Here is a 26043-nt window from a genome sequence, read left to right on the forward strand (position 1 = left end):
AAAAAGCCAATCGTTGAGTGATTGGCTTTTTTAATTTATGCGATGACATCGTGTGAATGGATTCTCTCTTCTGCCGTGTCGGGACAACTTGAGATGACTTTTATCATACCCAGTTCATCCACTTGTTCTAACTTTACATTAAAGCCCCACAAGCGATGTAAGTGCTTGAGCACCTCTTGATGATTGTCGGCCAACGGGATGTTATCAAATGGAATGTAGCGTAACGTAATAGAGCGGTCACCATTGACTTGGACCTGTTGTACCTGAATATTGGGTTCAATATTGGATAAATTATACTGCTGCGACAATATATTACGAATGTCTTGATACCCCTGCTCGTCGTGTATAGCGGAAACCGCGAGGTGACTGCGTTTTTCATCGTCTAAAATGCCAAATAATTTAAAGTCTCTAATCACTTTAGGGGATAGATATTGGCTAATAAAGCTCTCATCTTTAAAGTTTTGCATTGCAAAATGCACGGTTGTTAACCAATCACTTCCGGCAATATCAGGAAACCAATGACGATCCTCATCCGTAGGGGTTTCGCAAATACGTCTAATATCGACAAACATTGCAAAACCAAGAGCATAAGGGTTAATCCCATTGTAATACGGACTGTTGTAAGCGGGTTGAGCAACAACCGCTGTGTGACTTTGTAAGAACTCTAGTATAAAGCGGTCACTGACTTTGCCTGTATCGTATAGGTGGTTCAAAATGGTGTAATGCCAAAATGTAGCCCAACCTTCATTCATGACCTGAGTCTGTTTTTGCGGGTAAAAATATTGCGCCATTTTGCGCACAATTCTAACTAGCTCACGTTGCCAGGGGGCTAATAAAGGGGCGTTTTTTTCAATAAAATACAATATGTTCTCTTGCGGCTCCTCTGGGAAGACCTTGTCAGTCTTTTGTGATGCTTGTTGCGGTTGAGTCGGTATAGTGCGCCACAAATCGTTAACTTGGGTTTGCAGGTAATCTTCACGCTCTTTTTGACGGGCCTGTTCTTCTTTAAATGATACTTCGGCAGGGCGCTTATAGCGGTCCACGCCATAGTTCATTAAGGCATGGCAGGAGTCTAGCGTTAATTCTACTTGCTCAATACCGTATTTGACTTCACATTCTCGAATGTAATTCTTGGCAAACACTAAGTAATCGATAATGGAGCTGGCGTCTGTCCAGGTTTTAAACAAATAGTTATTTTTAAAAAAGCTATTATGTCCATAACAGGCGTGAGCCATGACAAGTGCCTGCATGGTGATGGTGTTTTCTTCCATTAAATAAGCGATACAAGGGTCTGAATTAATCACTATTTCATATGCAAGGCCCATTTGGCCGCGCTTATATCCTTGCTCGGTTTCAATAAAACGTTTGCCAAAAGACCAATGAGTATAACCAATGGGCATACCAATGCCGGCATAGGCATCCATCATTTGTTCGGCAGTAATGATTTCTATTTGATTCGGATAGGTGTCTAACTTAAAAAACTTAGCCGCATTGGCAATTTCGTGTTGGTATTTTTCCAGTAAGTCGAATGTCCATTCGGGTCCATCATCCAACGGTTTACGGGTTGCTTTAACCATGATTTCCCCCTATACAGCTTGTTTTTTAAAGAGTTCGCGAAATACTGGATAAATGTCTTCGACTTCACGAATGTGTTGAACAGCAATATTATCAAATTGTTTTTGTAGATCTTGGTATTGGTTCCATAAGGTTTGATGGGCTCGGTGGGTAATTTCGATATAACTGAAATAACGCACTTTGGGCAAAATATGGGTAGCCAATAAGTCATGGCAGTGAGGCGAATCATCGGACCAATTATCACCGTCAGATGCTTGCGCTGCGTAGATATTCCATTCATTTTCGGGGTAGCGAGCTTGCTGAATGTCATTCATCAGTTTTAACGCGCTTGATACAATGGTTCCGCCAGTTTCTTGTGAGTAAAAAAATTCATGCTCGTCGACTTCTTTGGCTTGGGTGTGATGACGGATATACACAACTTCAAGGTTTTTATAGCTGCGCGTTAAAAACAAATACAACAATATATAGAAACGTTTGGCGATATCTTTGGTAGCTTGATCCATCGAACCAGACACATCCATCAAACAAAACATGACAGCCTGACTGGACGGTTTTTCTCGTTTTGCATAATTGTTGTAACGTAAATCGAACGTGTCGATAAACGGCACATTAGCAATTTGTTTTTTGAGCTGTTCAATTTGCTCTTTTAACGCGAGTATCTTTTCAGCTTGGGAGCCCGGCATATCTTGTAGTTGCTCAAGTTCAGCTTGTAACGCCTTAAGTGCGTGTTTTTTACTGCCAGACATTGCAATACGGCGGGCTAGGGACGATCGCAGTGAACGTACAATATTAATATTGGCTGGCACACCGTCGTTGGTAAAACCTGCTCGGTATGTTTGGTATTCAACCAACTTATTAAGACGGTTGTTTTGTAAGTTAGGGAGTGCTAAGTCTTCAAATAGCAGCTCTAGGTATTCATCTTTTGAGATATTAAAGACAAAATCGTCATTACCTTCGCCGCTGTCTGAGGCATCGCCTTGACCCGCACCACCTTGTCCGCCACCGCGTGGCCGTTGAATTTGGTCGCCACGATTAAACTGATCATTACCTGGGTGAACACGATTACGTTTACCCCCTTGACCCTGTCTAAACAGTGGTTCACTTATGTCACGGGTTGGGATACTGATTTTTTCACCTTTATCAATATCGGTAACACTGCGACGCGTCACCGCATCACTGACTGCTTTTTTGATTTGTTTTTTATAGCGCTCAATGAACCGCTGACGATTAACCGTGCTTTTTCCTTTAGCGTTGAGCCGTCTATCAATAAAATTTGCCATACGCCCCCCAAGTCAACGATCTGGCTGAGTATGCCTCAACCAGGGCTGGGTGTTGATTATGATGATTTTCGAACGCGTAAATACCATTCAGACAATAAGCGTACTTGTTTCTTGGTGTAACCTTTCTCCATCATCCGATTGACGAAATCATCGTGTTTACGTTGATCATCATTTGAGGTTTTGGCATTAAACGAAATAACGGGTAATAAATCTTCTGTATTGGAAAACATTTTCTTTTCAATCACAGTGCGCAGTTTTTCGTAACTGGTCCACAATGGATTATTACCTTCATTGTTGGCTCTGGCACGTAAAACGAAGTTAACAATTTCGTTACGGAAATCTTTAGGGTTACTGATGCCTGCGGGTTTTTCTATTTTTTCTAACTCGGCATTTAATGCACCTCGGTCAAATAACTGACCGGTTTCAGGATCGCGATATTCTTGATCTTGGATCCAAAAGTCAGCGTAGGTGACATAACGGTCGAAAATGTTCTGGCCATATTCAGAATAAGACTCAAGGTAGGCAGTTTGAATTTCTTTACCGATAAACTCCACATACTTTGGAATAAGATAGCCTTTTAAAAATTCAAGGTACTTCTCGCCAGTTTCACTCGGGAATTGTTCTTGCTCAATTTGTTTTTCAAGTACGTAAAAAAGATGCACTGGATTAGCTGCAATCTCGGCACTATCAAAGTTAAACACTCGCGATAAAATCTTAAAGGCAAAACGGGTCGACAACCCTTGCATACCTTCATCAACCCCCGCGTAATCGCGATACTCTTGGTACGACTTAGCTTTGGGGTCGGTGTCTTTTAAACTCTCGCCGTTGTATACCCGCATTTTAGAATAAATAGACGAGTTTTCAGGGACCTTTAAACGCGACAACACACTAAATTGCGCTAACGTTTCTAGCGTACCAGGCGCACATGGTGCCATCGATAATTCAGAGTGAGCCAATAGCTTTTGATAAATGGCCATTTCTTCTGAAACCCGCAAGCAATAAGGCACTTTGACAATATACACCCGGTCTAAAAACGCTTCGTTGTTTTTGTTGTTTCTAAACGTAGACCATTCTGACTCGTTGGAGTGAGCCAAAATAATCCCATTGTAAGGCAGTGCAGATAAGCCCTCTGTACCGTTATAGTTACCTTCTTGAGTGGCGGTTAATAATGGGTGCAGTACCTTAATGGGCGCTTTAAACATCTCTACAAACTCCATTAATCCTTGGTTTGCTCGACACAGTGCACCCGAATAGGCATACGCATCGGCATCATCTTGTGAAAAATGCTCAAGTTGACGAATATCGACTTTACCGACAAGGGCTGAAATATCTTGATTGTTTTCATCACCGGGTTCGGTTTTTGCTATACCGATCTGATCTAATACTGACGGGTAGACTTTAACCACCCTAAATTTAGAAATGTCACCACCATATTGATGCAAGCGTTTTACTGCCCATGGAGACATGATCGTTTTAAGGTAACGCGCCGGGATCTTGTATTCGTTTTGCAATAACTCGCGGTCTTCTTCAGGGTCAAATAAACAAAACGGATGATCATTAACCGGACTGCGCATACCATCGGCGCTAAGAATGTAAATGGGCACTTGTTGCATTAATGCTTTGAGTTTTTCTGCCAGCGATGATTTACCGCCCCCAACAGGGCCTAGTAAATAGAGGATCTGTTTTGATTCTTCTAAGCCTTGAGCTGAATGTTTTAAATATGCCACGATTTGTTCGATGGCATCTTCCATGCCATAAAAATCTTTAAAAGCGGGATAACTGGCAATAAGTCGGTTGGAAAATATGCGACTTAAGACTGGGTTTTTGGCGGTGTCTATCATTTGGGCTTCACCAATAGCCATTAATAATCTTTCAGCAGCAGACACGTATGCACTTTTGTCTTGTTTACAAATATCAAGAAATTGCTCTAAGGTGTATTCCTCGTCGAGTTTTTTCTCATAACGTTGTTGATAATGCTCAAAAATGCCCATGGTAACCCCCTCAAAACATACTGTAATCTCACTTTTAAAAGCCAGAGTGATGGGTGAGGATCTAGATAATCAAGATGCTAGACCTATCCAGCTTATATTAGGCTTTACGACTAAAGTGTAGGACAGGCTTAAAGACTTCGCGAAGTTTTAATTAAAATAAATTAAACAAAAACAATGACAAACAGTAGCATTTGCAATAGTTGCAAAAATAGGAGTAGTAAGAAAGTTTTATTTTTAATCAATGACGCACATAAAAAAGGAGCCTTATAGGCTCCTTAGGTTTTACTGTTAATTAAGATTAAGCAGCAAAATTTTTGTTAACAAATTCCCAGTTAACAAGCTGCCAGAAGTGCGCTAAATACTCTGGACGTGCGTTACGGTAATCAACGTAGTAAGCATGTTCCCATACGTCTACAGTTAATAGTGGTGTAACCATTTCGTCAGTTAGCGGAGTCGCTGCATTGCTAGTGTTAACAATAGCTAGAGAACCGTCAGCTTTTTTCACTAACCAAGTCCAAGCGCTACCAAAGTTATTGACTGCAGAGTCAGTAAATTTAGCTTTGAATTCTTCAAAAGAACCGAAAGAAGCATTGATAGCAGCAGCGATATCGCCAGTTGCTTCGCCGCCAGCGTTTGGCGCTAAGCAGTTCCAGTAAAAAGTGTGGTTCCAAACTTGAGCAGCGTTATTGAACATGCCACCTGTTGAAGTTTTAACAACTTCTTCTAGCGTTTTGCTAGCAAATTCAGTTCCTTCAACTAAACCATTTAATTTTACCACGTAAGTATTGTGGTGTTTACCGTAATGATATTCGATCGTTTCTTGTGAAATATGCGGTTCAAGTGCGTTCTTTGCATAAGGTAATGCTGGTAGTTCGAAAGCCATTAGTATCTCTCCATGGATTCAGGTTATCGTTTTTGTTTACCAATCAGGTAACATTGCTCTACTGCTATTGTACTGATTATTTTTGTGATGTGAATCATTGTTTAGGTAATTAACGTTAGCGCGAGGCTAAATTTGCATAGCAAATGCCCCATAGCATTTAAACTCACGCTTTTGTTACATTTTTTAGTTGTTAATGTGCCATTTTTAACCATTTTAATGCTCAAAAGGTTAATTAGGATATTATAACGTTAGTTTATGTGGGTATTATTTAAGTGTGGATTATGCTTAGGGTATTTTAATCTATGGAATAACTGATTATTTTATGGATTTTAAATAAACCTTACAATCTGTGGGATTTTGTTATTGGCTTAGGTGTCGTACAATAGATATTAAATGTTCAGTCGTCGTACTTAGGAAATCAAATGGAAACTGTAGAAAAGATTAAACAGCAAATTAGTGAAAACCCAATTATTGTGTACATGAAAGGTTCGCCTAAATTACCAAGCTGTGGATTTTCATCTCAGGTTGCTCAGGTGATGATCAATTGTGGTGAACAATTTGCATTCGTAGATATTTTACAGCACCCAGACATCCGTGCTGAATTACCTAAATATGCTAACTGGCCGACATTCCCACAATTATGGGTTGAAGGCGAGTTGATTGGTGGTTGTGACATCATTACCGAGATGTTCCAAAAAGGTGAACTTCAACCTATCATCAAAGCGACAGCTGACAAGTATCGTACTGAAGACGCTGCAGAATAATCGTTATTGATTGTGTGTTGATATACACAACAAAAAGCCCCAATCGCAACGTGCCATTGGGGCTTTTTGTTCGTGCTTTAGTTGCTAAGCGTCGACTTTATGTTTTTTAGCCGCAGGTAAAATCAAGTTCATTATGATAGCAACAATACCGCATAAACTGATGCCGGTTAAACTGAACGAGCCAATACCAAATGCCATGCCGCCAATACCAAACACTAATGTCACTCCAACAATACTGAGGTTACGCGCTTCGCTAAGATCCACTTGATGGCGAATTAACGTATTTAAACCTACCGCTGCAATAGAGCCAAATAATAAACACATAATGCCGCCCATTACAGGCACCGGAATGGTTTGCAAAAGTGCTCCGAGTTTGCCGACAAACGCTAAGGTAATCGCCGTTATAGCGGTCCACGTCATAATGCGCGGGTCAAAACTTTTGGTTAAAGTCACCGCGCCTGTGACTTCACTGTAAGTTGTGTTTGGCGGGCCGCCCAATGCTGATGCTGCGATTGTGGCAATACCATCGCCGGTCAAGGTGCGATGTAAGCCAGGTTTTTTAAGGTAGTCTTTACCAGTCACATTAGAAATCGCTAAAATATCACCGATATGCTCAACCGCTGGCGCAATGGCTACTGGGATCATAAATAAAATGGCGTGCCAGTTAAATTCTGGTGCGACAAAGTTAGGTACGGCCAACCAAGCAGCTTGACTGACAGGCGTAAAGTCAACAATCCCAAATGCTAAACTCACCGCGTAACCCATTAAAATACCAGCAAGAATGGGCATTAAACGAACTAAGCCTTTGGCAAATACTGCGACCAAAACAGTTGTGGCTAACGAAGCCAATGAGATAAACAGGGCTGTATTTTGTTCAACAATAACAAGGCTACCATCACCACTTTTACCTAAGGCCATATTGACTGCTACAGGGGCTAAACCCAAACCAATGATCATAATCACCGGGCCAACAACAACTGGAGGCAATAAGGTGTGAATAAAGTCGGTGCCTCGCAACTTAACCGTTAGGCCGAGTAGCATGTATACAACCCCAGCCGCCATTAATCCGCCCATAGTGGCAGGGATACCCCATGTTTGCACGCCATATAAAATTGGGGCAATAAAGGCAAATGAAGAGGCAAGGAATATGGGAACTTGGCGTTTGGTGACGAGTTGAAAAAGTAGGGTGCCGAAACCGGCAGTAAACAGGGCAACGCTAGTGTCTAAGCCAGTTAGCAATGGCATTAACACTAACGCACCAAAAGCGACAAATAACATTTGTGCGCCTTGAAGCGGAATTAACACGCGTTTCATATTTTTCTCCATCATTATCTTGGGCCTGTTGACCTTTCAAGGTTTTTTTACAGCGAAGTGCTGGCCATTAGTCACATATACAACTGTGCGGCAGAGACGTTGAGGTGTAGTTATTCTATGTAAAAAGTCGATAACACCGCAAAACTGGTCAACAAACGCTGCCGAAGGGTTCGGCTAAAAATGTTTTACTCTTTGTTGAATGATGCTTCGGAATAAAGAGTTGCTTAGTTCACTAAGCATCAATCCATTCGCTTCGATTAACACGTTTTTAACTCGAACAACATTCAATCAGCAATGATCAACAGGCCCTAGAAGTAGGCGTGTGATTAAACGGCGCGAATTGTCACATAAAACCGACCAATTTCATAACCTGTATTAGGCCCATGTAGCGATTATAGTTATTTGATATCGCTACAATACTTGGTCAATTTGACCGCTGTTGAAAAAGAGTTTTCGTTATCCATTTTTTATTATGATATAATTTTAATTACTTATATTGGCTGCGTTTATGTTATCAGATGCTGAAAAAACTAATTAATCTCATTGTGTTACCTCTAATTGCGTTTACTTCAATTTCAATTGTGCAAGCGGCCGAAGTTGGCAAGCTCGATGAAGCCGATATTGCGGTGAGTTCACGTGCAAACGATGTTAAAAGCAATGCATTGAAAGAAGCGTTAGCGGCGGTGTTTTTAAAAAACTCCGGTAGCCCGAGTGTGGTATTAAATCCGTTAATCAAAGCGCAGATAGATGAGCCTGAAGTTATTTTGACTCAATACGGCTACTTTGAACAAAATGGCGAGCTAATGCTTAAAGCCAACTTTGATCATCAGCGAGTTATTGAAACACTCCGTCAAGCAGGACTACCCGTGTGGGGAAGCCAGCGTCCGTTGACATTGTTGTGGCTTTCTGTTGATGAAAACAGTGAACCTACCATTCTTGCCGACGCATCACTATCAGATATTCGTGACGATTTGAGTCAGCAATCTGCTAATAAAGGCATACCGGTTATGTTGCCGGTTATGGATTTAGATGACGTGATGGGCGTAACCGTCAATGATGTTCGGGGCCGCTTTACCGATACCGTCTTTATTGCTTCTGCCCGTTATCAATCTGATTATTTTGCTATTGCCAATATTGAAAACCAAGGTTCTAGAGTGACGTTTTCAATTAGCTTATTCAATAAAGTGAGAACCAACGGTGTGCTTCAACCTTTGGTGGCACAACAGGGGGAGGCGAGTGATAACCAACAAGCGGTAAAACGCATGATGAGTATTTTAGCCGATTATTATATTAGCCAGTATGCTATTGCATCAACGGGCAGTAATGCAGCAACAGAGGTGAGTTTTAGCGGGTTAAGTAATATGAGACAAGTGGTCAACATCGAAGCTTATTTACGTCAGTTAAGCGCCGTTAAATCAATTAGTTTAAGCCAATTTAAAGGCAGTACAGCAACCTATAGTATCGCGTTGTTTAGTAATGTTGATGATTTACAGCGTTTACTGAATATTGATAACCGTTTATCGCAAATTGACACCATGGGCAGCGTTGAATCATTTTATCAACAACAAACTGAAACCGTTCAACCTAAACTCATGTATCAATGGTTGGGTCAATAACCTTATAAAGAGTGGCGCTTTGTATTTACAGAGCGCTTACATGTATAATGAATTTAGTTCGTTTTTGATGTTGAGACCTATCTGAGTGACACAAAACTCACCGAGACAATTATCTTTGCCCGTTTACTTACCTGACGATGAAACGTTTCAGAGTTATTACCCTGCTTCGGGTAATGATGAGCTGATCCAAAAGCTTCAAGCCAGTGCTGAAGGTAAATTAACGTCTTCTTTGTATGTCTATGGTCCTGAAAAATCAGGTCGTACCCATTTAATGCATGCCGCTTGTGCTCATGCGAACGACTTGGAGCGCCGGACGCTATATATTCCACTTGGGATCCATGCCAGTATTTCGCCAGCATTGTTTGAGGGGCTCGAATCACTAGAGCTTATTTGTATTGATGATGTTGAAGCCATTGCTGGGCATCCTGTGTGGGAGGAAGCGATTTTTCATCTGTATAATCGTATTGCTGAGCAGCAAGATTGTCGTTTGATTGTCAGTGGCAATGCATCGCCATCTGAGGCGGGATTCTCTTTACCTGATTTAGTCTCGCGGATGCAATGGGGCTTAATTTACCAACTTCAGCCAATGGCAGATGATGAGAAACTGGCTGCATTACAACGCCGCGCTGCAATGCGAGGTTTGCAGTTATCTGATGAGGTAGGGCGTTTTTTGCTTACTCGTATGGCACGTGATTTACGTACCTTATTTGATGTGCTCGATAAGCTTGATAAAGCTTCCATGGTGCATCAGCGTAAACTGACGATTCCGTTCATTAAAGAAATGCTTAGGCTATAAATCACGCTTATCCATGTCGCGAACACGCAGTCATGGATAGTAAATGACAATAAAAAACGCCAAATGAATTCATTTGGCGTTTTGTCTATCTAAATATGGCGACTAATGTGCATGTTGGTCGCCACTGAACTGTAAAGGCTGATTATCAATGACTGCCCCATCAGTTTGGCTAGCGACTTTTTGTGGCGATTTAGATTGATCCGCAGTTAAGACTAAATTCTGTGCCCAGGTTTGGCCTTTCACTAACGCAACAGGCTCGGGTAAACCATCCATCACGAGTTGGGTGTTAATGTCGGGCAGCATTTGACCGAGAACGTAACTGGCGCGATCGCGTAGCTCTGCTTGTCCAACTCGGCCGCGTTGTCCCCATTCAACGGTAATGGTTGAGCTGGTTTGTACTTCAGGCTTATCCGTAATGGCGATATCCCGTAAAATACCGTAGCGATGGCTCATCATGATTTCTTCAAACAGCATCGCAGTATCTTCTCGTGTTGATGAATAAGCATAGTCATCGTTTGCGAGATCCGTTGAGAAAAATAGCGCTACATCACTTGGGGTGTAGGCTTTTTGGGTGCTATTTGCATTTTCACCAGAGTATTGAACGTTAGCAAGGGCATACATTTCGCTACTGGTTAATGGGTAGCGTATTTGAAGTTGGCTTGATGTCATGTCATCTGAAGTAAAACGACGATCAAATTCTTCTCTTAGGCTTGGTCCTTGCAGTGTGGCGTGTATGCTTTGCGGGTAATAGTCATTGGCATGAGCTAGTTCATGGTACATGAGTCTGGCAAAGTTAGCTGACATGTTATCCATGGCACGGTTAATACGGTTACCTTTTTCTATGTATTCACTGGCATACGCATTATCTTTAACGTAACGGTATGGGGATAAATAATTCAAGTCTTCACCAAAACTGCTGCGATAGTCTGGGGTTTCGTTAATGGTGTCTCGTTGAGCCGGTGTTAGCCATAAGTATTCTGGATCAATATAAATTGCACCAATGTAACCACTGTAAAAAGCCGGTCTGATATCGTAGCTGATAATCACCGCGGTCACAGATTGTAATAGCTCAATAAAATCTGTGTGTGTTTGTGCGCGTAAAAAAGTTTCAAAATTCTGTCCCATCCAGTCGTGCGACACCACGACTCTGTCCATAATGGTATTAATAGGGTCCGTTTGAGAATCCTGGCTGATAAATGGCAGCTCGTTAAGGATGTTACATTGGTCAATTAGCTGGTTAGAGTATGTACAGTTAACAAGTTTATCGGCATAAGCTGAGCCTGCTTTGTAAGGATGTACACGTGCAAGTGGATTGGCGAAGTATGCCTTTGATGGGATAGCTTGCTCTTTTGTGACAAGTAAATGTACATCATCACTGACGGTTTGGCCGTCAAAGGTTGCAGTGGCTTTTAGGCTAATAAGTTGGTCGCTGTTTACATTTGGTGCGTTAAACAATGGTCGATTAAGGTCGGTTAAATCGACACTATTAAAACCTACGTTGTCGATGTTTGGGTACATGCACCAGCTGATATCTGTGGGTACTTGGCCATTTATATTTTGAACTCTTAAACTTGCATCTGTATTGGCCACCATTTGATGGTCATTGTTAATCCGTAAAATATTATCAGTCGCGTTTGCGGTTATTGACACCACTTCCTCGTAATTGACTGTATCGCTAGCTACCGTCACTTTAAAACTGTAGTTATCGTTACTCATCGGTGTAAAGGCTAATACAGGACTATTAACAGAAGCTAACTCAAGGCTAGGACCAGAAACTTGTTGCCACAGGAACGTATGGTCTGCGCTATCTTGATCGGCTATGGACGCAGTAATACTGCCAGGTCTATTGGTGGCATAATCTTGTTCCACGATAAAAACCAGTTCAGAGTTTGTGGATATTAAGCTACTGGTCGAACTATCACTGCAGATCTCAAAAGCTGAAGAGGATGGTACATCAGAATGATCATCAAAAGAGTCACTGCCACAGGCTGTGAGTAGGATGACACTGGCCAAAAGGCTGTAAAGACTGACATTACGCGGTACATTCATTAAACGACTCCATGTCTATTGTTATTCATATATCACAATTTGTTAACGCACAAATGTAGCATGTCGTCTTGTGATTAGGCAATAAACAAAAAAGCGCCATAAGGCGCTTTTTAATACAACAATTTAAATGCTAGAACACTATTTTTATTCAGATTTTTTCTTTAAACCTAACCCGAGCTCTCTGCCTCTTTGGCGGGCGTAAAATGGAAAGGTTACCAGCAAAATACAAATCAAAATTGATTCTATTAAGGCAAAAGTGAGTGCATCGGTCGTGATGTAAGCCAAGGTTAAGCCATGCAATAAATACACGCACAAAATAAAGCTCGCCCAGGCGTATGTGTAAGGGTTACCAGTAATAATGCCTTTTAGCGGAAACAATAAAGGCACAATCCAAAGCAGACTAAAGCCAAGCGAATAGGTGCCATTTAAACCTTGTTGAATAAACCAGCCGCTAAGCAGCAAGAGTAGAGCAAGGTAACCAATACGGCTGAGTTGGAACAAGGATTGTGTGGTCATTATGTTACTCGTTAAAGAATAGATAAAACATTTTCAGGTGGGCGGCCAATGGCAGCTTGGTTATTAGCCAGTACGATTGGGCGCTCAATCAACTTTGGCGTGGCGACCATTGCGGCAACCAGCTGTGCTTCAGTCAGTGCTGGATTGGCTAAATTTTGGGTTTTATATTCATCTTCTTTGGTGCGCATCATTTGGCGGGCAGTGATACCGAGTAACGATAAAATATGAGTGATTTCAGCTTCGCTTGGGGGGTGCTTTAAGTATTCAACTACAGTGATGTCGGCACCGTTCGCTTCTAGTAGAGCGAGTGTCTCACGACTTTTTGAGCAGCGAGGATTGTGTAAAATTGTTGTTTTAGTTTTAGTCATGGGGCTTTCCGTCATAAAAAATGGCAAACAATACGTTTGCCATTATTCTATCAAAAAATGATGGGTAAAGTTATACAGTTGTACTTACTTAAATTCTTCCATGTCTCTGTCAGCTTGTCTGAATTGCCTTATCCGGGCTTCAATTCTGGCTAATTGCAAGGTGTTACCTTCTGAGTAACGATAAGCGTAGTTAAGCTGGTCAATCGCACCTTGATAGTTTGCTGTGAGCGCCATAATTTCAGCATTGCTGTAATACTCTAATGCTTTGTTATCGAGTTTACGGTAAGCATCGGACATGATTTGGTACGGCAGCATATTTTGCTTATCAAAAAAGATTGTTTCTTCCAATAATGGGATAGCCTTGGTGGGCTGATCTGCCTCAACATAAATATTAGCGAGGTTAATATTTATCACTGGTGACGTTGGTTTTAGTTTGCGCTGTGATTCTAATAACGCAATAGCTTCTGGGTAAGCCTTTTTTTGAGCCAGTAAGTCGGTTTTAGTGTCGATATAAAATAAATTATTGTCGTCGTTTTTCAGTAACTCATCGATGATGACTTCAGCCTGGTCAAATTTTTCTAAGCGAAATAATGCCAAGGCTTTACCGTAAAGTGCGGCATCCTTATGGGTATATTCACGTTTTTTTAATTGTTGCTCAAATAGTGATAATGCCGCTTCGTCACTAAAGTTTGAAAATCGAACTTGAATCCGCGCCTTAGCCAGCTGATACAATAAACTATCTGGAACGTACCGGTCTGGATATTGAGCCGCGCGGTTACGGGCTTCTGTTATCCGAGATTCGGGTAATGGGTGAGTTAATAGCATTTGTGGTGGTGTGGTTGAAAACCGGTAGCGCACGGCTAATTGTCCAAAAAATGTCGCTGCAGCATTGGGGTCAAAACCGGCATCAACTAAAATTTGCATGCCGATGCGGTCTGCTTCTTTTTCGTGGAGTCGGGTATAGTTAATTGACGATTGTGTTGCAAGGGCTTGGGTGGTTGCCAGTGCCGCGATACCGACTTGTGGCGCCGCAATGGTCAGTAATATCGCCCCTAACATCCCCGCAATGGTAGCCGTTGAGCTTTTTTGCTGTGCTTCAATTGAGCGTGCTAAGTGGCGTTGTGTCACGTGGCTTATTTCGTGGGCTAATACTGATGCTAATTCACTTTCGTTGTCAGCATTTAAAAATAATCCGGTGTGTACACCAACATGGCCGCCAAAAAAGGCAAAGGCGTTAATTTCATCATTACGGAGTAAGAAGAAATAAAACGGGGTTTTTACGCCTGTCGCGTTCGCCACTAGTTTATTACCGAGCTCGGATAAATATTGGCTTAACACCGGATCGTTTAATACTGGTGCACTTGAGCGGATAACACGCATGTATGCATCACCATACACATTTTCTTTTTCTAGACTGAAGGTATTAACGGCTGCGGTGCCAAGATCTGGAAGGTCGTTATTGGCAAAACTATGGGCAATACTTCCCGCCAACACAATACTGATCGCTGTGGCTGTTAATGCTTTAGAAAAACTCGATAATGATAATTTACGCAAGCGAAACCTATAATGCTAAATGAGTCGTAAGTTCTTGGCTTAACGCACAAGTTGGTTTTGCAACATCGCTTGTGGTTTAGTGTTCAAGCTAGGATAATAGCCCTAGAATGATTAAAGCAAGTTCATAATGATTTTTATTGATTTAACCCCTTATTCTTGCCCTTATCCTTTAGTTAAAGTGAAACTTTTACTAAAGCAGATGCAAGTGGGTGAAACCTTACATGTTTTATTATCTGACCATGGCTCACGCCGAGATGTTCCCCTGTTAATGAAAAAAATGGGTTTTGGTATTGAAATCGTCACCGATGAGTCGCATTGTTTATCTGTGATTATCACCAAAACAAACTAATTTAGCATTTTTATATAAAGGTTGTTCAATGCTGTCATTTTTAACTGAATGGTACAAAAACCGTTTTAGCGATCCTCATGCCATTACATTAATGTTTATTATTGTTGGTATTGGTTTAGCGTTGTACTTTGGTGCTGGGTTACTTGCGCCTTTATTGATTGCGCTTGTATTGGCTTTTTTACTTGAATGGCCAGTGGCGCAAATGTCTCGTTTAGGGATAAGTCGTACTGCTGCTGCCAGTATTGTATTAGTGGCATTTTTAGGTTTAATGTTGATTTTAATGTTAGGCCTAGCCCCAAGTATTTGGCGTCAAAGTGTGTCGTTAGTGGCTGATCTGCCGACGATGATTGATAAAGGCATGTCAATTGTAAAAGGGTTAAGTGCCGAATACCCGCAATTTATCAGTGCTGCACAACTTGATTCAATGATGGAAGAAATCAATAAAATGCTCGACACCCAGCATTTACTTGATTTGGGTAAACAAATTTTAGGTTACTCAGCATCATTATTAGTGTTGATGGTTTATGCGATTTTAGTGCCTTTATTGGTATTTTTCTTCTTAAAGGACAAAGAACAATTATTAAAAGGCAGTAAGCGATTTTTCCCTGATAATCGTGATTTAGCTAGGAAAGTATGGCTTGAAATGGACCAACAGATTTTCAATTACATTCGTGGCAAGGTGATTGAAATTGTGATTGTGGGCGTGGTCAGCTATATCGTTTTTGCATTGATGGGTTTACGATATTCAGCCCTATTAGGGGTATTAACGGGGCTGTCAGTGCTTATTCCGTATGTAGGGGCAACTTTAGTGACACTCCCTATTGCGTTAGTGGCGTTCTTTCAATGGGGGTTTAGCCCTGAATTTGGTTATTTGATGCTGAGTTATGGCGTTATTCAAGCACTCGATGGTAATGTTTTGGTGCCATTGTTGTTTTCTGATGCGGTTGATTTGCATCCTGTGGTTATCATTGCCGCGGTGTTAGTGTTTGGTGGTTTGTGGGGGGTATGGGGGGTGTTTTTTGCTATTCCATTAGCCTCACTCGTTAAAGCCGTGTTAAATGCCTGGCCGAACGCAGAGTCACCTAAAATGACCCTCGATAGTGAATAATCTCTTTCATAAATAAAAAAGCTCGCAAGTTAACTTGCGAGCTTTTTTTATGGCACGGTTACTGGGTAAATATTTATTCACTTTTAGGCTTACTGTCTGTGATATCAGTAGTGTTATCACTTGTTGAACCCGTGCGGCTGTCTGGGGCGGCCGGATTCGTTGAACCTGCTTGTGCTTCATCTTCGGGATTTTTTGTTGTTTTATTATCTTTAGGATCACCAAATTGTGGCATCTTAAATTTAGCAGAGTACTTAAGCACTGCAAGATTGCTGGCAATGACTCCTATGACTAAAATGATAATTAGCCAAACTTCATAACCTTCTAAACTCATGTTTCACCCCAGTTAATATGTGCCATTTTGTATCACATCGATGATGCGCAATGAATTTAGCTTATTGCTAAAATGCGTTCACATTTTTCAATATCATCAGGTACGTCAACTTCTGGTGCATTATAGTGACTGATGACCACTTTTATTTTGTGGCCATTTTCTAACGCGCGTAACTGCTCAAGTTTCTCGATGTCTTCTAATCTGCCTACTGGTAATTTGGCAAAGGCATTGATGAAACGCTTTGTATAAGCATAGACGCCAATATGTTTAAAGACGGGATAGTCTTTAATGTCTCGGCCAAAAGGAATGCGAGCTCTTGAGAAGTACAATGCATTGTAGTCATTGTCAAATACCACTTTAACGTGCATTGGGTCGTCGAGTTCTTTTTCTTCGGTAATTTGAAAGCCCAGTGTCGCCATTTCAAACTCTCCAGGCTGTTGTTGAAACAAATTTACCATTTGTTCAATAGAGCTTGGGTCAATCAATGGTTGGTCGCCTTGTAAATTAATGACTAAGTCATCTTCACCTAAGCCTAAACGTTCAATAGCATCGTTAATGCGGTCGGTACCTGAAGCGGCATCAGGATCTGTCATGACTGCTTTTCCACCAAAGGCTTCTACTGCATTTTTAATGCGATCGTCATCGGTGGCAACAAAGATATTATCGATACCTTTAGCCAGTGCAGCACGTTCGTACACGCGTTGGATCATCGGCTTACCTGCAATAAGGGCGAGAGGTTTGCCTGGAAAACGGCTTGAGCCATAACGTGCAGGAATGATAAGAGTAACGTTCATTAAATTAGCCTTACTGTTTGTAGACAATATCTATTGAGGAGAAACAACACCCCAATAACTGAATATGTTGTGAGTTAACCGCAACTTGAGTGAGCTGATGAGGTTTATTATATACAAGGTAATATTTTAATCTGCATATTTCGTGAAAACATCTCAACATCAAGTATCGTATGTTTAAAAAATTTGCGTTTAATAAAGGTTATTGCACAAAATATAACACGACACTTTTTTGAGTTGTTCACATAAACAAAAGCCTGCTAAATATCCGTTTAATTGGATAATGCAGGCCAGTGTTAGATTATTTTACTCAGATATTTATGGAATATCACTACCATGGACACGGTCAACAGTCACATCTAAGTCAGTCAATAAACCGTTGTCGATGCCGTAAATCCAGCCATGAATGGCTACATCTTGGCCGCGGTCCCATGCCTCTTGAATAATATTGGTTGAAACCACGTTTGATACTTGTTCCATGACGTTGAGTTCGCATAAACGATCAAAACGCTGTTGTTCTGTCATCGGTTCAAGATCGGCATAGTGAATACGATGAATGTCACGAAGGTGCCCAAGCCAATTATCAATTAAGCCAAAGCGCTCTTTACCCATTGCGGCACGCACACCACCACATCCATAGTGACCAACGACCATTATGTGTTTTACTTTGAGCACATCGACGGCATATTGCAGTACTGATAAGCAGTTTAAGTCGGTATGAATCACCATATTAGCAATATTACGGTGGACAAAGACTTCACCGGGTAATAAATCAATAATTTGGTTTGATGGTACTCGGCTATCCGAGCATCCAATCCACAAGTATTCAGGGGTTTGTTGTTTAGCGAGCTGTTCAAAAAAAGTAGGATCTTCTTTATTGATCCGTTCAGCCCACCGGCGATTGTTATCAAATAATGGTTTAAGCAGTTTCATTGGCGCTCTGATTTTGACTAGGTTGCCGGTGACGATTCACAGGCAATATGACATTTTGTAACGAGTATATCAGCAATATAGATGGATCTGGTCTATCCATCTTGTTGATTAATTAAAATTCACTTTACTCAAAAAATCAATAAGATGCTGGTTGAATAAATCGGCTTGCTCAATATTAGCCAGATGCCCAGCTTGATCAATATGCAACAATTGACTGCCATCAATACAGTCATGCATTAAATAGCTTTCTAATGGTGTACGTAAGTAACCATTTAAGCCAACTGCAATTAAGGTGGGCAAAGTCAACGCCTCAACAGACTCTAAGGTGTCGCGTTTAAAAATTGCCATATTAGCAAACTTTAGTAATGGCGTTATTTGCGATGGGCTGATGTCGGTTAGTTGTTGATTAAATTGTTCAATTGCTTGTGCTAATGCCGCATTGTACTGACTCGTTTGTATCGCATCTTTACTGAAAAACAATTCAGTTAAGCTTGTTGCTAATTCATCAGGCATTGCCTGAGCATTGGCCACTTGTGCCATAAAACCTTGATACTTTACGCAGTTAACTTGTGGTTCAAAGCCGACAAAACTGTTAAGCATCACCAGGCCTCGTACTCTTGCAGGGGCCATGAGTACCATTTCGGTAGCAATGGCCCCACCACAACCATGGCCAATCACAGCAAAATTGCTCACTTCAAGTGCATCCATTAAATCGAGTAAATTTTTGGCAACATCCTGTAAATTATCACAACTTTCTGGCAGGGTCTTACTCTGACCATGCCCCCATAAGTCAACGGCGATACAGCGGTATTGCTTGGCTAACTCGGTTATCTGGCTTTGCCACATTTGACTGCTGGCCAACAAACCATGACAAAACAGAATGGCTGGCCCTGTGCCTTGGTCGGCATAGTAAAGGGCGTGTTGATTTATGGTTTTACTGGTTAATTGTAATGACATTTAGCAGGCTCATTGAATAAAAAGTAGCACGCAGGCATTAAGCCGGAGAGGGCGCGACAAAAAAAACATAGTGATCGACTAATTCGGCTAATCGTTCGAGTAGCGACGATTGTAATGCTATTTCGGCGCCAGACAATACTTTAGCTAATTCGGTAGGGTTAAATTGAGCTAAATAGTTGTCAGCGATGGGGTAATAGCTTAAATGCCACGGTTCAGGGCTTACGCCACTTTGCTGTGGCTGATACGGGAAGTAAAAACCATATTGGCTCGCATGTTGTTGTAACCATTGATGCATTGCCGCGCATGGGCCAGAATCTTGATATTCAGCAGTGACCAATTGTAATGACGCTTTATTGATTTGCTTGGCATCAAACACATCAATATCGGTGCCCCAATGATGTCTCGACGCACCAGGTAAGGCAGACCAAATTAAAATTGTGTCGATAAGTTGTGGCTCTGATAACGCAGCATAATTTACTGGTTGTGAAGCTTTATCTAGCAGAGGCCGAGCGCCTGAAGCTTTAGCATTCCAAATAAGCGCTTGGCGTTCAAAAGGTCGATAAGCTGAGCAAAGCTGTAAGTCTATACCACTGTTTGCTGCTGCGTGTTGCATTTGACTAAACGCTGCAGCCGTCTGCTGCTCGAGTAAATAATCCCCGATGGCAACTAAGTGCTGGCTGTCTAAACCATACAACTTTGCTTGCTGTTGGGGAATATCAACATTGAGCGTAGGGGTTAATCGCACAATAGTTTTTCCAAAATGCGCTCATAACAATTAGCGAGCACTTCTAAATCTGACACTTTAACGCATTCATTCACTTTATGAATGGTGGCGTTAACTGGACCAAGCTCAATCACTTGTGCGCCAGTAGGAGCAATAAAGCGTCCATCTGATGTCCCGCCTGAGGTTTGTGGATCGGTATCATAACCTGTGACTTCACGTATTGCGTCACGGGTTGCATCAAGCAGTGGGCCGTCGCCTGTTAAAAAGGGTAAGCCGTTAAATACCCAATCAATATCGTAATCGAGTCCGTGAGCATCGAGTATGTTGACTACGCGACTGATTAACTCTTCTGCGGTCACTTCTGTCGAGTAACGGAAGTTAAACATCACCTTTAGATCCCCGGGGATCACATTCGACGCGCCTGTGCCGCCATTGATATTGGCAATTTGAAAACTGGTCGGCGGGAAAAATTCGTTACCATTGTCCCAATGCATTTGCGCCAATTCTGCTAGGGCGGGTGACGCTTTGTGGATAGGGTTGTCTGCAAGGTGAGGGTAAGCCACATGACCTTGAATACCATTCACGGTTAGGTGGCCGGTTAAGCTACCACGACGACCATTTTTAACAACATCCCCGAGTTTATGTGTTGAAGACGGCTCGCCCACTAATGCCCAAGTGATTTTTTCATTACGGGATTCTAAGGTGTCGATAACTCGAGTGGTACCGTTAATAAATGGGCCTTCTTCATCACTCGTGATCAAATAGGCAATTGAGCCATTATGATCAGGATGTTTTGCCACAAAACGCTCAGTTGCTACAATCATGGCGGCTAACGAGCCTTTCATGTCGGCTGCGCCGCGACCATGAATATAATCGTCAATGATGGTCGGTTCAAACGGCGGTGTATGCCAACGGTTTAAGTCGCCTGCGGGGACCACATCGGTGTGGCCTGCAAAACAAAATACCGGTTGGCCTTTTCCGCGTCTTGCCCACATATTGGTGGTGTCTTCAAATACCATAGGTTCAATATCAAAGCCGATGGCCTCAAGGCGGTTAGCCATTAATGTTTGGCAGCCTTCATCCAACGGGGTCACCGACGGACGCGAGATTAAGTCTTTTGTTAACTCAATAACGTCATTCATTATGCAAACCACGCTTGATATTGTTCTGCTTTAAAGCCGATAAGAATACTGTCTTGTTTAACCAGGACAGGGCGTTTTACTAAGGTTGGATATTGCACCATTAAAGCAATGGCTTTTTCTTGAGTGATGTCAGACTTTTCGGCATCGGTTAACCCGCGAAAACTGGTGCTGCGTTTATTAAATAGCGCTTCCCAGCCGACAACCTTTACCCACTGATTTACGGTCTCAGCAGTTAAGCCATCTTCACGAAAATCATGGAAAGTGAAATCAATTTTTTCGGCTTCTAACCATTTGCGCGCTTTACGCACAGTATCGCAATTTTTTATGCCGTATAAAGTCAAAAGAAAACTCCCTTTTGTCGGTGAGGTTATAAATGGGCTTAGCGGCTGCTTTCAGGCAAGGCCGTTGTTGCTAAAGATAATGCTGATATTGTGGCATTGAGTGGCAGCTTGAACAAGGTTATTGCGGGCTTTTGAATAGATTTCATAAAATGCAAGCTAAGAGCGCTTGCATTTGATTTGTTTGGAAGAGTATGAGCTTAGGCGCTAACGCTACATTTGCACAGTAAAAATCACGTCTTTGCCCGCTACCACACTTCCTTGAGCTTTATCGAGTTGTTTAACATCTTCCATATTGGCAAGCACCACCGGGGTTAATAAACTCTCAACATTGTCTCGTAAGAAAGCTAAGTCAAATGATAGGATAGGTTGACCGGCTTTAACTTGTTGGCCCTCTTCGGCCAATCGTTTAAAGCCATTACCTCTTAACTCAACCGTGCCAACACCAAAGTGCACAAATAGCTCAAGCCCTTGTGGAGACTCAATACTAAAGGCGTGGTTGGTTTCAAATATTTTTCCTATGGTGCCGTCGATAGGGGCAACAATAAACTCGCCCTTAGGGTCGATAGCGATCCCATCACCGACAATTTTTTCGGCAAAAACAACATCGGGTACTTTTTCTATGGCAACAATGTCACCCGACACTGGTGCTAAAATAGCAATACCGCCAGTTAATTGCGGTTGGCCTGAAATGAGTCGTCTAATGCGGCTTAAAAATCCCATAAGGAAAGGCACCTTTTATTAATATTTTTATATGTTTAATTGTAAACAGCTCTGATAACTTTACCAGTTTTAATTACAATTAACAGTGTTTATAGCTGTGCGTATTTCATCAATGCGTGTTAGCCCCTTGACCCGTTGCGCATGTGTTACAAAATCTTGATATCGGCCGTTGATGAGCACGGCTTTTACCTCGAGCAGACTCGTTGGATTAATACTGATTTCATCTAAATCTAGGCCAACTAATAACGGTAATACTTGCGGATCGCTACCCAATTCTCCGCATAAAGACACTTTAACCTTAGCTTGTTTACAGTGCGCTATAGTCATAGAGATCAACTCAATCACTGCAGGTGATAACGCGGGGTATTGCTTGGCTAAATGTGGGTTTGTACGGTCTGCGGCCAAAGTATATTGGGTTAAATCGTTGGTGCCTATGCTGACAAAATCCAGTAATGGCAACATGCTAGGTAAATTAAATACTGCAGCAGGTGTCTCAACCACAATACCGTAACTGAGTTCGCCAAAACCTTTTTCTTGTTCAATCAATTGCGCCTTGGCTTGGTCAATTAATGTCATCGCGTCCTCAAGCTCTTCTATTTGGCTTACCATCGGGAACATTAATCTCACCGGGCCATGATTTGCGGCGCGAAGCACTGCCTTTACTTGACTAATAAAGGTGTCAGGATGGGCCAAGCTATAGCGAATCCCTCGAATGCCAAGTGCGGGATTATCTTCTTGCGATTGTTGTAAGTAGGGGATTTCTTTGTCGGCACCAATATCAAAGGTGCGCACCGACAATACTTGCCCTTGGAGACTGTGCAATGCTTCACTATATAATTTGTATTGTTGATGCTCATCAGGCAAGGCTTTGGCATTCATTAATAAAAATTCTGTTCTAAATAATCCTATCCCTTGTGCGCCAACATCAGACACATGAGAGACCTCACTTAAATTGCCCACGTTTGCTAATAAAGTGATACTGTGGCCATCTTGAGTGACGCTCGGTTTGTCTTTGTAAGCTGTGAGTGCTTGACGGCGCAGGATCTCTTGTTGCTGCTTTTGTTGTAATTGATTCAATAACGCGGCTGTGGGAGAGGTGTGTAACTCGCCAGACATTGCATCTAAAATTAATGGTTCGCCGTCTTTTATGGCCTGATGGTGCTGTGAAAACTGATAATTTAACAGTGCTGGAATGCCTGCCGCACGCGCCAAAATCGCAGTGTGACTGGTTAGGCCGCCAGACTCTAATACAATGCCTTTGATATGCTTTAACGGCAAAATGGCAAATTCTGCTGGGGTTAAATCATCGGCTAATAAAATGGTGTCTTCGATAAGCGTCGATAAATCCCACTGCAAATGGCCATGCAATGCACTGATAAGCCGCTTAGCTAAACAGAGAATATCGCTACTTCGATTGGCTAGGTATGGGTCGTCTAGTTCAGATAATTGTGCAGCTTGTTGATTAAATATGCGATCAATCGCCACCGCCGCACAGACTTTAAATTGCTTGATATGCTGATGTAACTGTTGCTGTAATTCTTCATCTTCAAGCAACAAGATATCGGCATCGATCAGTTGAAAGTTTTCACATTCTTGGCAAAGATGATGCTGGCAATGTTGTAAATGACTGATGAGCAGTTCAATGGCGTGAGTTAATTGTTGTTGCTGCTGGTTAATTTGCTCAGCATTGAGCAGCTTAAAATCCAGCGGCTGCATTTGCGAGGTCATGGTCAATGCTTTACCAAACGCGATGCCTGGTGAAACAACAATTCCATTGAATGACATAAGGTGTCCTTTTAGCTGAGGGTGATCAGCAATGAGGCAATTTTGTCGACTGCCGCTTGCGCTTGCTCCCCTGTGGCAAATACCGTTACAGATACACCTTGGTATAAACCTAATGTTTGTAATTTAAATAAACTTTTGGCACTGGCTTGCTTGCCATTGCACTCTACCATAACGTCACAGTTAAATGCTTTAGCTTCTTTGACTAATAAAGCTGCTGGGCGAGTGTGGATACCATGCGGAGCAACAATCGTAACAGTTTTTTGATACATAGAGAAAATACTCATTAATGAATGACAACTAAATACTCATTTAACGCTATATTTCAGGTGGTTATGTTTTTATTTTTTCGTTGAGTTCCTTTTTATACAAGGCTGAAATACTCTGGTATTTAATCTCAAGCGCTTAATATACCCTAAAGTAAGCAGGGCTAAAAGTGATGCTAAGCGTAAACGCTACACTCCTAAGTCATCTGCTCAGTCAAACAAAGCCAGCAATAACAATTGCTGGCTTTGTTTGACTGAGTGTTTGCGCGGGTGACTTAAACCTTAAATTGTCCCAAGGTTTGGCTCATGTCTTTACTGACAGTTTGCAATGATTGCGCTGCTTCAGAATGGGCTTCATTGGTGCTTAGAGACAATTCAGTTAATTCTGAAATCGTGGTGACATTACGATTAATGTCTTCAGTGACCAATGCTTGCTCTTCAGTCGCACTTGCGAGCTGGGCCGTCATGTTACTGATATTTTCAATCTGCGCTAAAATTTCAATAATGGCTTCGCTAGATTGAATCGCTTTAGACTGTAATTGAGATGACTGCTGCTGAGTGTGGGTATTACTGTCAATAACAGATTGAATACCTTTCTGAATCTGCCCTACAATTTTATTAATTTCGTTAGTAGAGGATTGTGTTCTTGTTGCTAATGCGCGTACTTCATCTGCAACTACCGCAAACCCACGACCGTGCTCGCCCGCTCTTGCCGCTTCGATGGCCGCATTTAATGCCAACAAGTTAGTTTGGTCTGCAATACTGCCTATGACATCTAGAATACTGCCAATTTCAGCAGATGACTGACTCAAGCTCACAGAGACTTGTTCAGACTGTTTTAACTCACTCACCAAACTTTCTGTATGCTCAACGGTTTGTTGCATTAATTGCTGATTTTGTTCTGCCTGATGTTTAACGTTATTAGCGCCTTGTGCTGCATCTTGAGTATTACGAGCCATTTCTTGGCTGGTTGATAGCATTTGATTAATTGCGGTGGCCACGCTTTGGGTTTCATTGTTGACCTGATTGGCACTCTCATTTGATTGCTTAACGGTTTCAAATAAGTGCTGTGCTTGTTCGTTTAAGCTTTGTCCTAACGGTTGTAAATGCGACACCATGTCAGCTATTTTAATCACAAATTGATTAAATCCATCGGCAAGTTTAGTCACTTCATCATCACCGATAGTCGATAAGCGTTGAGTGAGGTCGCCTTCACCTTTGGCAATTTGTTCCATTGCGTAGGTGGCTTCTTTTAAAGGTTGCGTAATAGAATGATTGAGTAATAAAAAGAACGCAAAAATGGGCACGGAAATAAACAACATGATGATTAAGTAATCAATAATAATGCCGGTCATGCTTTGGTTGACTTGATCTAAATTTGCTTGGGTAATGATGGTGAACTGATTTATTGGCAAATAGGCGGCAGCGGCTAATACGGTTTGCGATTGACCGCCATTCGCCTTAAGTGATAGTTGTGCTTGTGTTGTTGACTGTTTCGCGCCATTGATTAATTGACTGTAAGAGGGACTGTTAGCACTGGTAAGTGTATTGACCGTTTGGCCCGCTGCTGCCTTTAGGGTGCTAAAAAGCACTTTATTTTGATTATCAACCACCAGTAAATCCATATACTGACTTATTTGAATATCTGCGATAAAGGCGAGTAAATCGTCTTGTGGTAATTGCTGCTGTTGTTGCAGTACCTTCAGCATGTTGACCATTAAGGTTGCTTGCTCACTAACTTGTTTTTGTTGTTGTTCAACTAAGTGAGTGTATTGTTCTTTTACTGAAAAAGACCCAAACACAACCGTGCCAATCGCGGCTAAAATCAGCATGATAAACAAACGCTTTAAAATAGTTAAACGTCTCAATAATTCAATCATTTACAGTCCCAAA

General features: G+C 41.8%; 25 protein-coding genes. 5 read left to right on the forward strand and 20 right to left on the reverse strand.

The window, feature by feature from the left end:
* Positions 1–35 precede the first annotated feature (35 nt).
* The 4 genes from PQR79_RS03350 to sodB all read right to left on the reverse strand — a co-directional run bounded on the left by PQR79_RS03350 (position 36) and on the right by sodB (position 5729).
* Positions 36–1577 (reverse strand): SpoVR family protein, encoded by a 1542-nt coding sequence (locus PQR79_RS03350; RefSeq protein ID WP_238104138.1) that lies wholly within the window; start codon positions 1575–1577, stop codon positions 36–38.
* A gap of 9 nt (positions 1578–1586) precedes the next feature.
* Complete coding sequence (locus PQR79_RS03355) at positions 1587–2855, reverse strand: YeaH/YhbH family protein (RefSeq protein WP_238104137.1); 1269 nt, start codon at positions 2853–2855, stop codon at positions 1587–1589.
* Between the two features lie 56 nt (positions 2856–2911).
* Positions 2912–4846: a PrkA family serine protein kinase gene (locus PQR79_RS03360; RefSeq protein ID WP_238104136.1), complete on the reverse strand. Its 1935-nt coding sequence runs from the start codon at positions 4844–4846 to the stop codon at positions 2912–2914.
* Positions 4847–5144: 298 nt separating this feature from the next.
* Positions 5145–5729, reverse strand: a complete 585-nt coding sequence (sodB, locus tag PQR79_RS03365; protein WP_238104134.1) for a superoxide dismutase [Fe] — start codon at positions 5727–5729, stop codon at positions 5145–5147.
* A 422-nt stretch (positions 5730–6151) separates the two neighbouring features.
* Between sodB and PQR79_RS03370 the strand changes: the two genes are divergently transcribed.
* Positions 6152–6493: a Grx4 family monothiol glutaredoxin gene (locus tag PQR79_RS03370; RefSeq protein WP_238104132.1), complete on the forward strand. Its 342-nt coding sequence runs from the start codon at positions 6152–6154 to the stop codon at positions 6491–6493.
* Positions 6494–6577: 84 nt separating this feature from the next.
* Here PQR79_RS03370 and PQR79_RS03375 read toward each other — a convergent pair whose 3' ends face one another.
* Positions 6578–7807 (reverse strand): uracil-xanthine permease family protein, encoded by a 1230-nt coding sequence (locus tag PQR79_RS03375; protein WP_238104130.1) that lies wholly within the window; start codon positions 7805–7807, stop codon positions 6578–6580.
* A 518-nt stretch (positions 7808–8325) separates the two neighbouring features.
* Between PQR79_RS03375 and PQR79_RS03380 the strand changes: the two genes are divergently transcribed.
* Both PQR79_RS03380 and hda read left to right on the forward strand, forming a co-directional pair.
* Positions 8326–9423, forward strand: a complete 1098-nt coding sequence (locus tag PQR79_RS03380; protein WP_238104128.1) for a DUF2066 domain-containing protein — start codon at positions 8326–8328, stop codon at positions 9421–9423.
* Between the two features lie 85 nt (positions 9424–9508).
* On the forward strand, positions 9509–10219 hold the full coding sequence (gene hda / locus PQR79_RS03385) for a DnaA inactivator Hda (protein ID WP_238104127.1): 711 nt from the start codon (positions 9509–9511) through the stop codon (positions 10217–10219).
* A gap of 102 nt (positions 10220–10321) precedes the next feature.
* On the opposite strand, the gene PQR79_RS03390 is transcribed toward hda, so the two are convergent.
* The 4 genes from PQR79_RS03390 to bepA all read right to left on the reverse strand — a co-directional run bounded on the left by PQR79_RS03390 (position 10322) and on the right by bepA (position 14706).
* Positions 10322–12268, reverse strand: coding sequence for a PKD domain-containing protein (locus PQR79_RS03390; protein ID WP_238104126.1), 1947 nt, complete (start codon positions 12266–12268; stop codon positions 10322–10324).
* Between the two features lie 144 nt (positions 12269–12412).
* Positions 12413–12784 (reverse strand): DUF2069 domain-containing protein, encoded by a 372-nt coding sequence (locus tag PQR79_RS03395; RefSeq protein WP_238104125.1) that lies wholly within the window; start codon positions 12782–12784, stop codon positions 12413–12415.
* An 11-nt stretch (positions 12785–12795) separates the two neighbouring features.
* Positions 12796–13152: an arsenate reductase (glutaredoxin) gene (arsC, locus tag PQR79_RS03400; protein WP_238104124.1), complete on the reverse strand. Its 357-nt coding sequence runs from the start codon at positions 13150–13152 to the stop codon at positions 12796–12798.
* A gap of 84 nt (positions 13153–13236) precedes the next feature.
* On the reverse strand, positions 13237–14706 hold the full coding sequence (gene bepA / locus PQR79_RS03405; RefSeq protein ID WP_238104123.1) for a beta-barrel assembly-enhancing protease: 1470 nt from the start codon (positions 14704–14706) through the stop codon (positions 13237–13239).
* 127 nt (positions 14707–14833) lie between these two features.
* On the opposite strand from bepA, the gene PQR79_RS03410 reads away from it, so the two are divergent.
* Together PQR79_RS03410 and PQR79_RS03415 are read left to right on the forward strand one after the other, a co-directional pair.
* Entirely contained in the window at positions 14834–15055 is a 222-nt protein-coding gene (locus PQR79_RS03410) for a sulfurtransferase TusA family protein (RefSeq protein WP_188921610.1), read from the forward strand.
* Between the two features lie 28 nt (positions 15056–15083).
* Entirely contained in the window at positions 15084–16163 is a 1080-nt protein-coding gene (locus PQR79_RS03415; protein ID WP_238104122.1) for an AI-2E family transporter, read from the forward strand.
* A 73-nt stretch (positions 16164–16236) separates the two neighbouring features.
* Here PQR79_RS03415 and PQR79_RS03420 read toward each other — a convergent pair whose 3' ends face one another.
* The 11 genes from PQR79_RS03420 to PQR79_RS03470 all read right to left on the reverse strand — a co-directional run bounded on the left by PQR79_RS03420 (position 16237) and on the right by PQR79_RS03470 (position 26030).
* Entirely contained in the window at positions 16237–16494 is a 258-nt protein-coding gene (locus PQR79_RS03420; protein ID WP_238104121.1) for a DUF2897 family protein, read from the reverse strand.
* 56 nt (positions 16495–16550) lie between these two features.
* Positions 16551–17288 (reverse strand): 3-deoxy-manno-octulosonate cytidylyltransferase, encoded by a 738-nt coding sequence (kdsB, locus tag PQR79_RS03425; RefSeq protein ID WP_238104119.1) that lies wholly within the window; start codon positions 17286–17288, stop codon positions 16551–16553.
* Between the two features lie 315 nt (positions 17289–17603).
* Complete coding sequence (gene can, locus PQR79_RS03430; protein ID WP_238104118.1) at positions 17604–18218, reverse strand: carbonate dehydratase; 615 nt, start codon at positions 18216–18218, stop codon at positions 17604–17606.
* Between the two features lie 108 nt (positions 18219–18326).
* Positions 18327–19175 carry an alpha/beta fold hydrolase gene (locus PQR79_RS03435; RefSeq protein ID WP_238104117.1) on the reverse strand — a complete coding sequence of 283 codons (849 nt, stop codon included), beginning with the start codon at positions 19173–19175 and terminating at the stop codon, positions 18327–18329.
* A 37-nt stretch (positions 19176–19212) separates the two neighbouring features.
* Entirely contained in the window at positions 19213–19920 is a 708-nt protein-coding gene (locus tag PQR79_RS03440) for a M15 family metallopeptidase (RefSeq protein ID WP_238104116.1), read from the reverse strand.
* On the reverse strand, positions 19911–21041 hold the full coding sequence (gene dapE / locus PQR79_RS03445) for a succinyl-diaminopimelate desuccinylase (RefSeq protein ID WP_238104115.1): 1131 nt from the start codon (positions 21039–21041) through the stop codon (positions 19911–19913). Before dapE ends, PQR79_RS03440 begins: the two co-directional genes overlap by 10 nt.
* The gene (locus tag PQR79_RS03450; RefSeq protein WP_238104113.1) at positions 21041–21382 is read right to left on the reverse strand and encodes an ArsC family reductase; all 342 of its coding nucleotides are present in this window, start codon (positions 21380–21382) and stop codon (positions 21041–21043) included. Before PQR79_RS03450 ends, dapE begins: the two co-directional genes overlap by 1 nt.
* A 210-nt stretch (positions 21383–21592) precedes the next feature.
* A complete protein-coding gene (gene crr, locus PQR79_RS03455) occupies positions 21593–22102 on the reverse strand; it encodes a PTS glucose transporter subunit IIA (protein ID WP_188923794.1) in 510 nt (169 codons plus the stop codon).
* A gap of 69 nt (positions 22103–22171) precedes the next feature.
* Complete coding sequence (gene ptsP, locus PQR79_RS03460; protein WP_238104112.1) at positions 22172–23887, reverse strand: phosphoenolpyruvate--protein phosphotransferase; 1716 nt, start codon at positions 23885–23887, stop codon at positions 22172–22174.
* An 11-nt stretch (positions 23888–23898) separates the two neighbouring features.
* Complete coding sequence (locus PQR79_RS03465; protein ID WP_238104111.1) at positions 23899–24156, reverse strand: HPr family phosphocarrier protein; 258 nt, start codon at positions 24154–24156, stop codon at positions 23899–23901.
* A gap of 269 nt (positions 24157–24425) precedes the next feature.
* Positions 24426–26030 (reverse strand): methyl-accepting chemotaxis protein, encoded by a 1605-nt coding sequence (locus PQR79_RS03470; RefSeq protein WP_238104110.1) that lies wholly within the window; start codon positions 26028–26030, stop codon positions 24426–24428.
* Between the last annotated feature and the right edge of the window lie 13 nt (positions 26031–26043).

This window comes from Shewanella metallivivens (genome assembly GCF_028750675.1).
Classification (GTDB): Bacteria; Pseudomonadota; Gammaproteobacteria; order Enterobacterales; family Shewanellaceae; genus Shewanella; species Shewanella metallivivens.

Coding starts and splice junctions, on each gene's coding strand:
- sodB (WP_238104134.1), bottom strand. CDS start 5,729: ATGGCTTTCGAACTACCAGCATTACCTTATGCAAAGAACGCACTTGAA.
- PQR79_RS03465 (WP_238104111.1), bottom strand. CDS start 24,156: ATGTATCAAAAAACTGTTACGATTGTTGCTCCGCATGGTATCCACACT.
- PQR79_RS03370 (WP_238104132.1), top strand. CDS start 6,152: ATGGAAACTGTAGAAAAGATTAAACAGCAAATTAGTGAAAACCCAATT.
- dapE (WP_238104115.1), bottom strand. CDS start 21,041: ATGAATGACGTTATTGAGTTAACAAAAGACTTAATCTCGCGTCCGTCG.
- PQR79_RS03395 (WP_238104125.1), bottom strand. CDS start 12,784: ATGACCACACAATCCTTGTTCCAACTCAGCCGTATTGGTTACCTTGCT.
- PQR79_RS03355 (WP_238104137.1), bottom strand. CDS start 2,855: ATGGCAAATTTTATTGATAGACGGCTCAACGCTAAAGGAAAAAGCACG.
- PQR79_RS03390 (WP_238104126.1), bottom strand. CDS start 12,268: ATGAATGTACCGCGTAATGTCAGTCTTTACAGCCTTTTGGCCAGTGTC.
- PQR79_RS03350 (WP_238104138.1), bottom strand. CDS start 1,577: ATGGTTAAAGCAACCCGTAAACCGTTGGATGATGGACCCGAATGGACA.
- arsC (WP_238104124.1), bottom strand. CDS start 13,152: ATGACTAAAACTAAAACAACAATTTTACACAATCCTCGCTGCTCAAAA.
- PQR79_RS03410 (WP_188921610.1), top strand. CDS start 14,834: ATGATTTTTATTGATTTAACCCCTTATTCTTGCCCTTATCCTTTAGTT.
- ptsP (WP_238104112.1), bottom strand. CDS start 23,887: ATGTCATTCAATGGAATTGTTGTTTCACCAGGCATCGCGTTTGGTAAA.
- PQR79_RS03375 (WP_238104130.1), bottom strand. CDS start 7,807: ATGAAACGCGTGTTAATTCCGCTTCAAGGCGCACAAATGTTATTTGTC.
- PQR79_RS03360 (WP_238104136.1), bottom strand. CDS start 4,846: ATGGGCATTTTTGAGCATTATCAACAACGTTATGAGAAAAAACTCGAC.
- can (WP_238104118.1), bottom strand. CDS start 18,218: ATGAAACTGCTTAAACCATTATTTGATAACAATCGCCGGTGGGCTGAA.
- PQR79_RS03420 (WP_238104121.1), bottom strand. CDS start 16,494: ATGAGTTTAGAAGGTTATGAAGTTTGGCTAATTATCATTTTAGTCATA.
- kdsB (WP_238104119.1), bottom strand. CDS start 17,288: ATGAACGTTACTCTTATCATTCCTGCACGTTATGGCTCAAGCCGTTTT.
- PQR79_RS03380 (WP_238104128.1), top strand. CDS start 8,326: ATGCTGAAAAAACTAATTAATCTCATTGTGTTACCTCTAATTGCGTTT.
- PQR79_RS03470 (WP_238104110.1), bottom strand. CDS start 26,030: ATGATTGAATTATTGAGACGTTTAACTATTTTAAAGCGTTTGTTTATC.
- crr (WP_188923794.1), bottom strand. CDS start 22,102: ATGGGATTTTTAAGCCGCATTAGACGACTCATTTCAGGCCAACCGCAA.
- PQR79_RS03435 (WP_238104117.1), bottom strand. CDS start 19,175: ATGTCATTACAATTAACCAGTAAAACCATAAATCAACACGCCCTTTAC.
- PQR79_RS03415 (WP_238104122.1), top strand. CDS start 15,084: ATGCTGTCATTTTTAACTGAATGGTACAAAAACCGTTTTAGCGATCCT.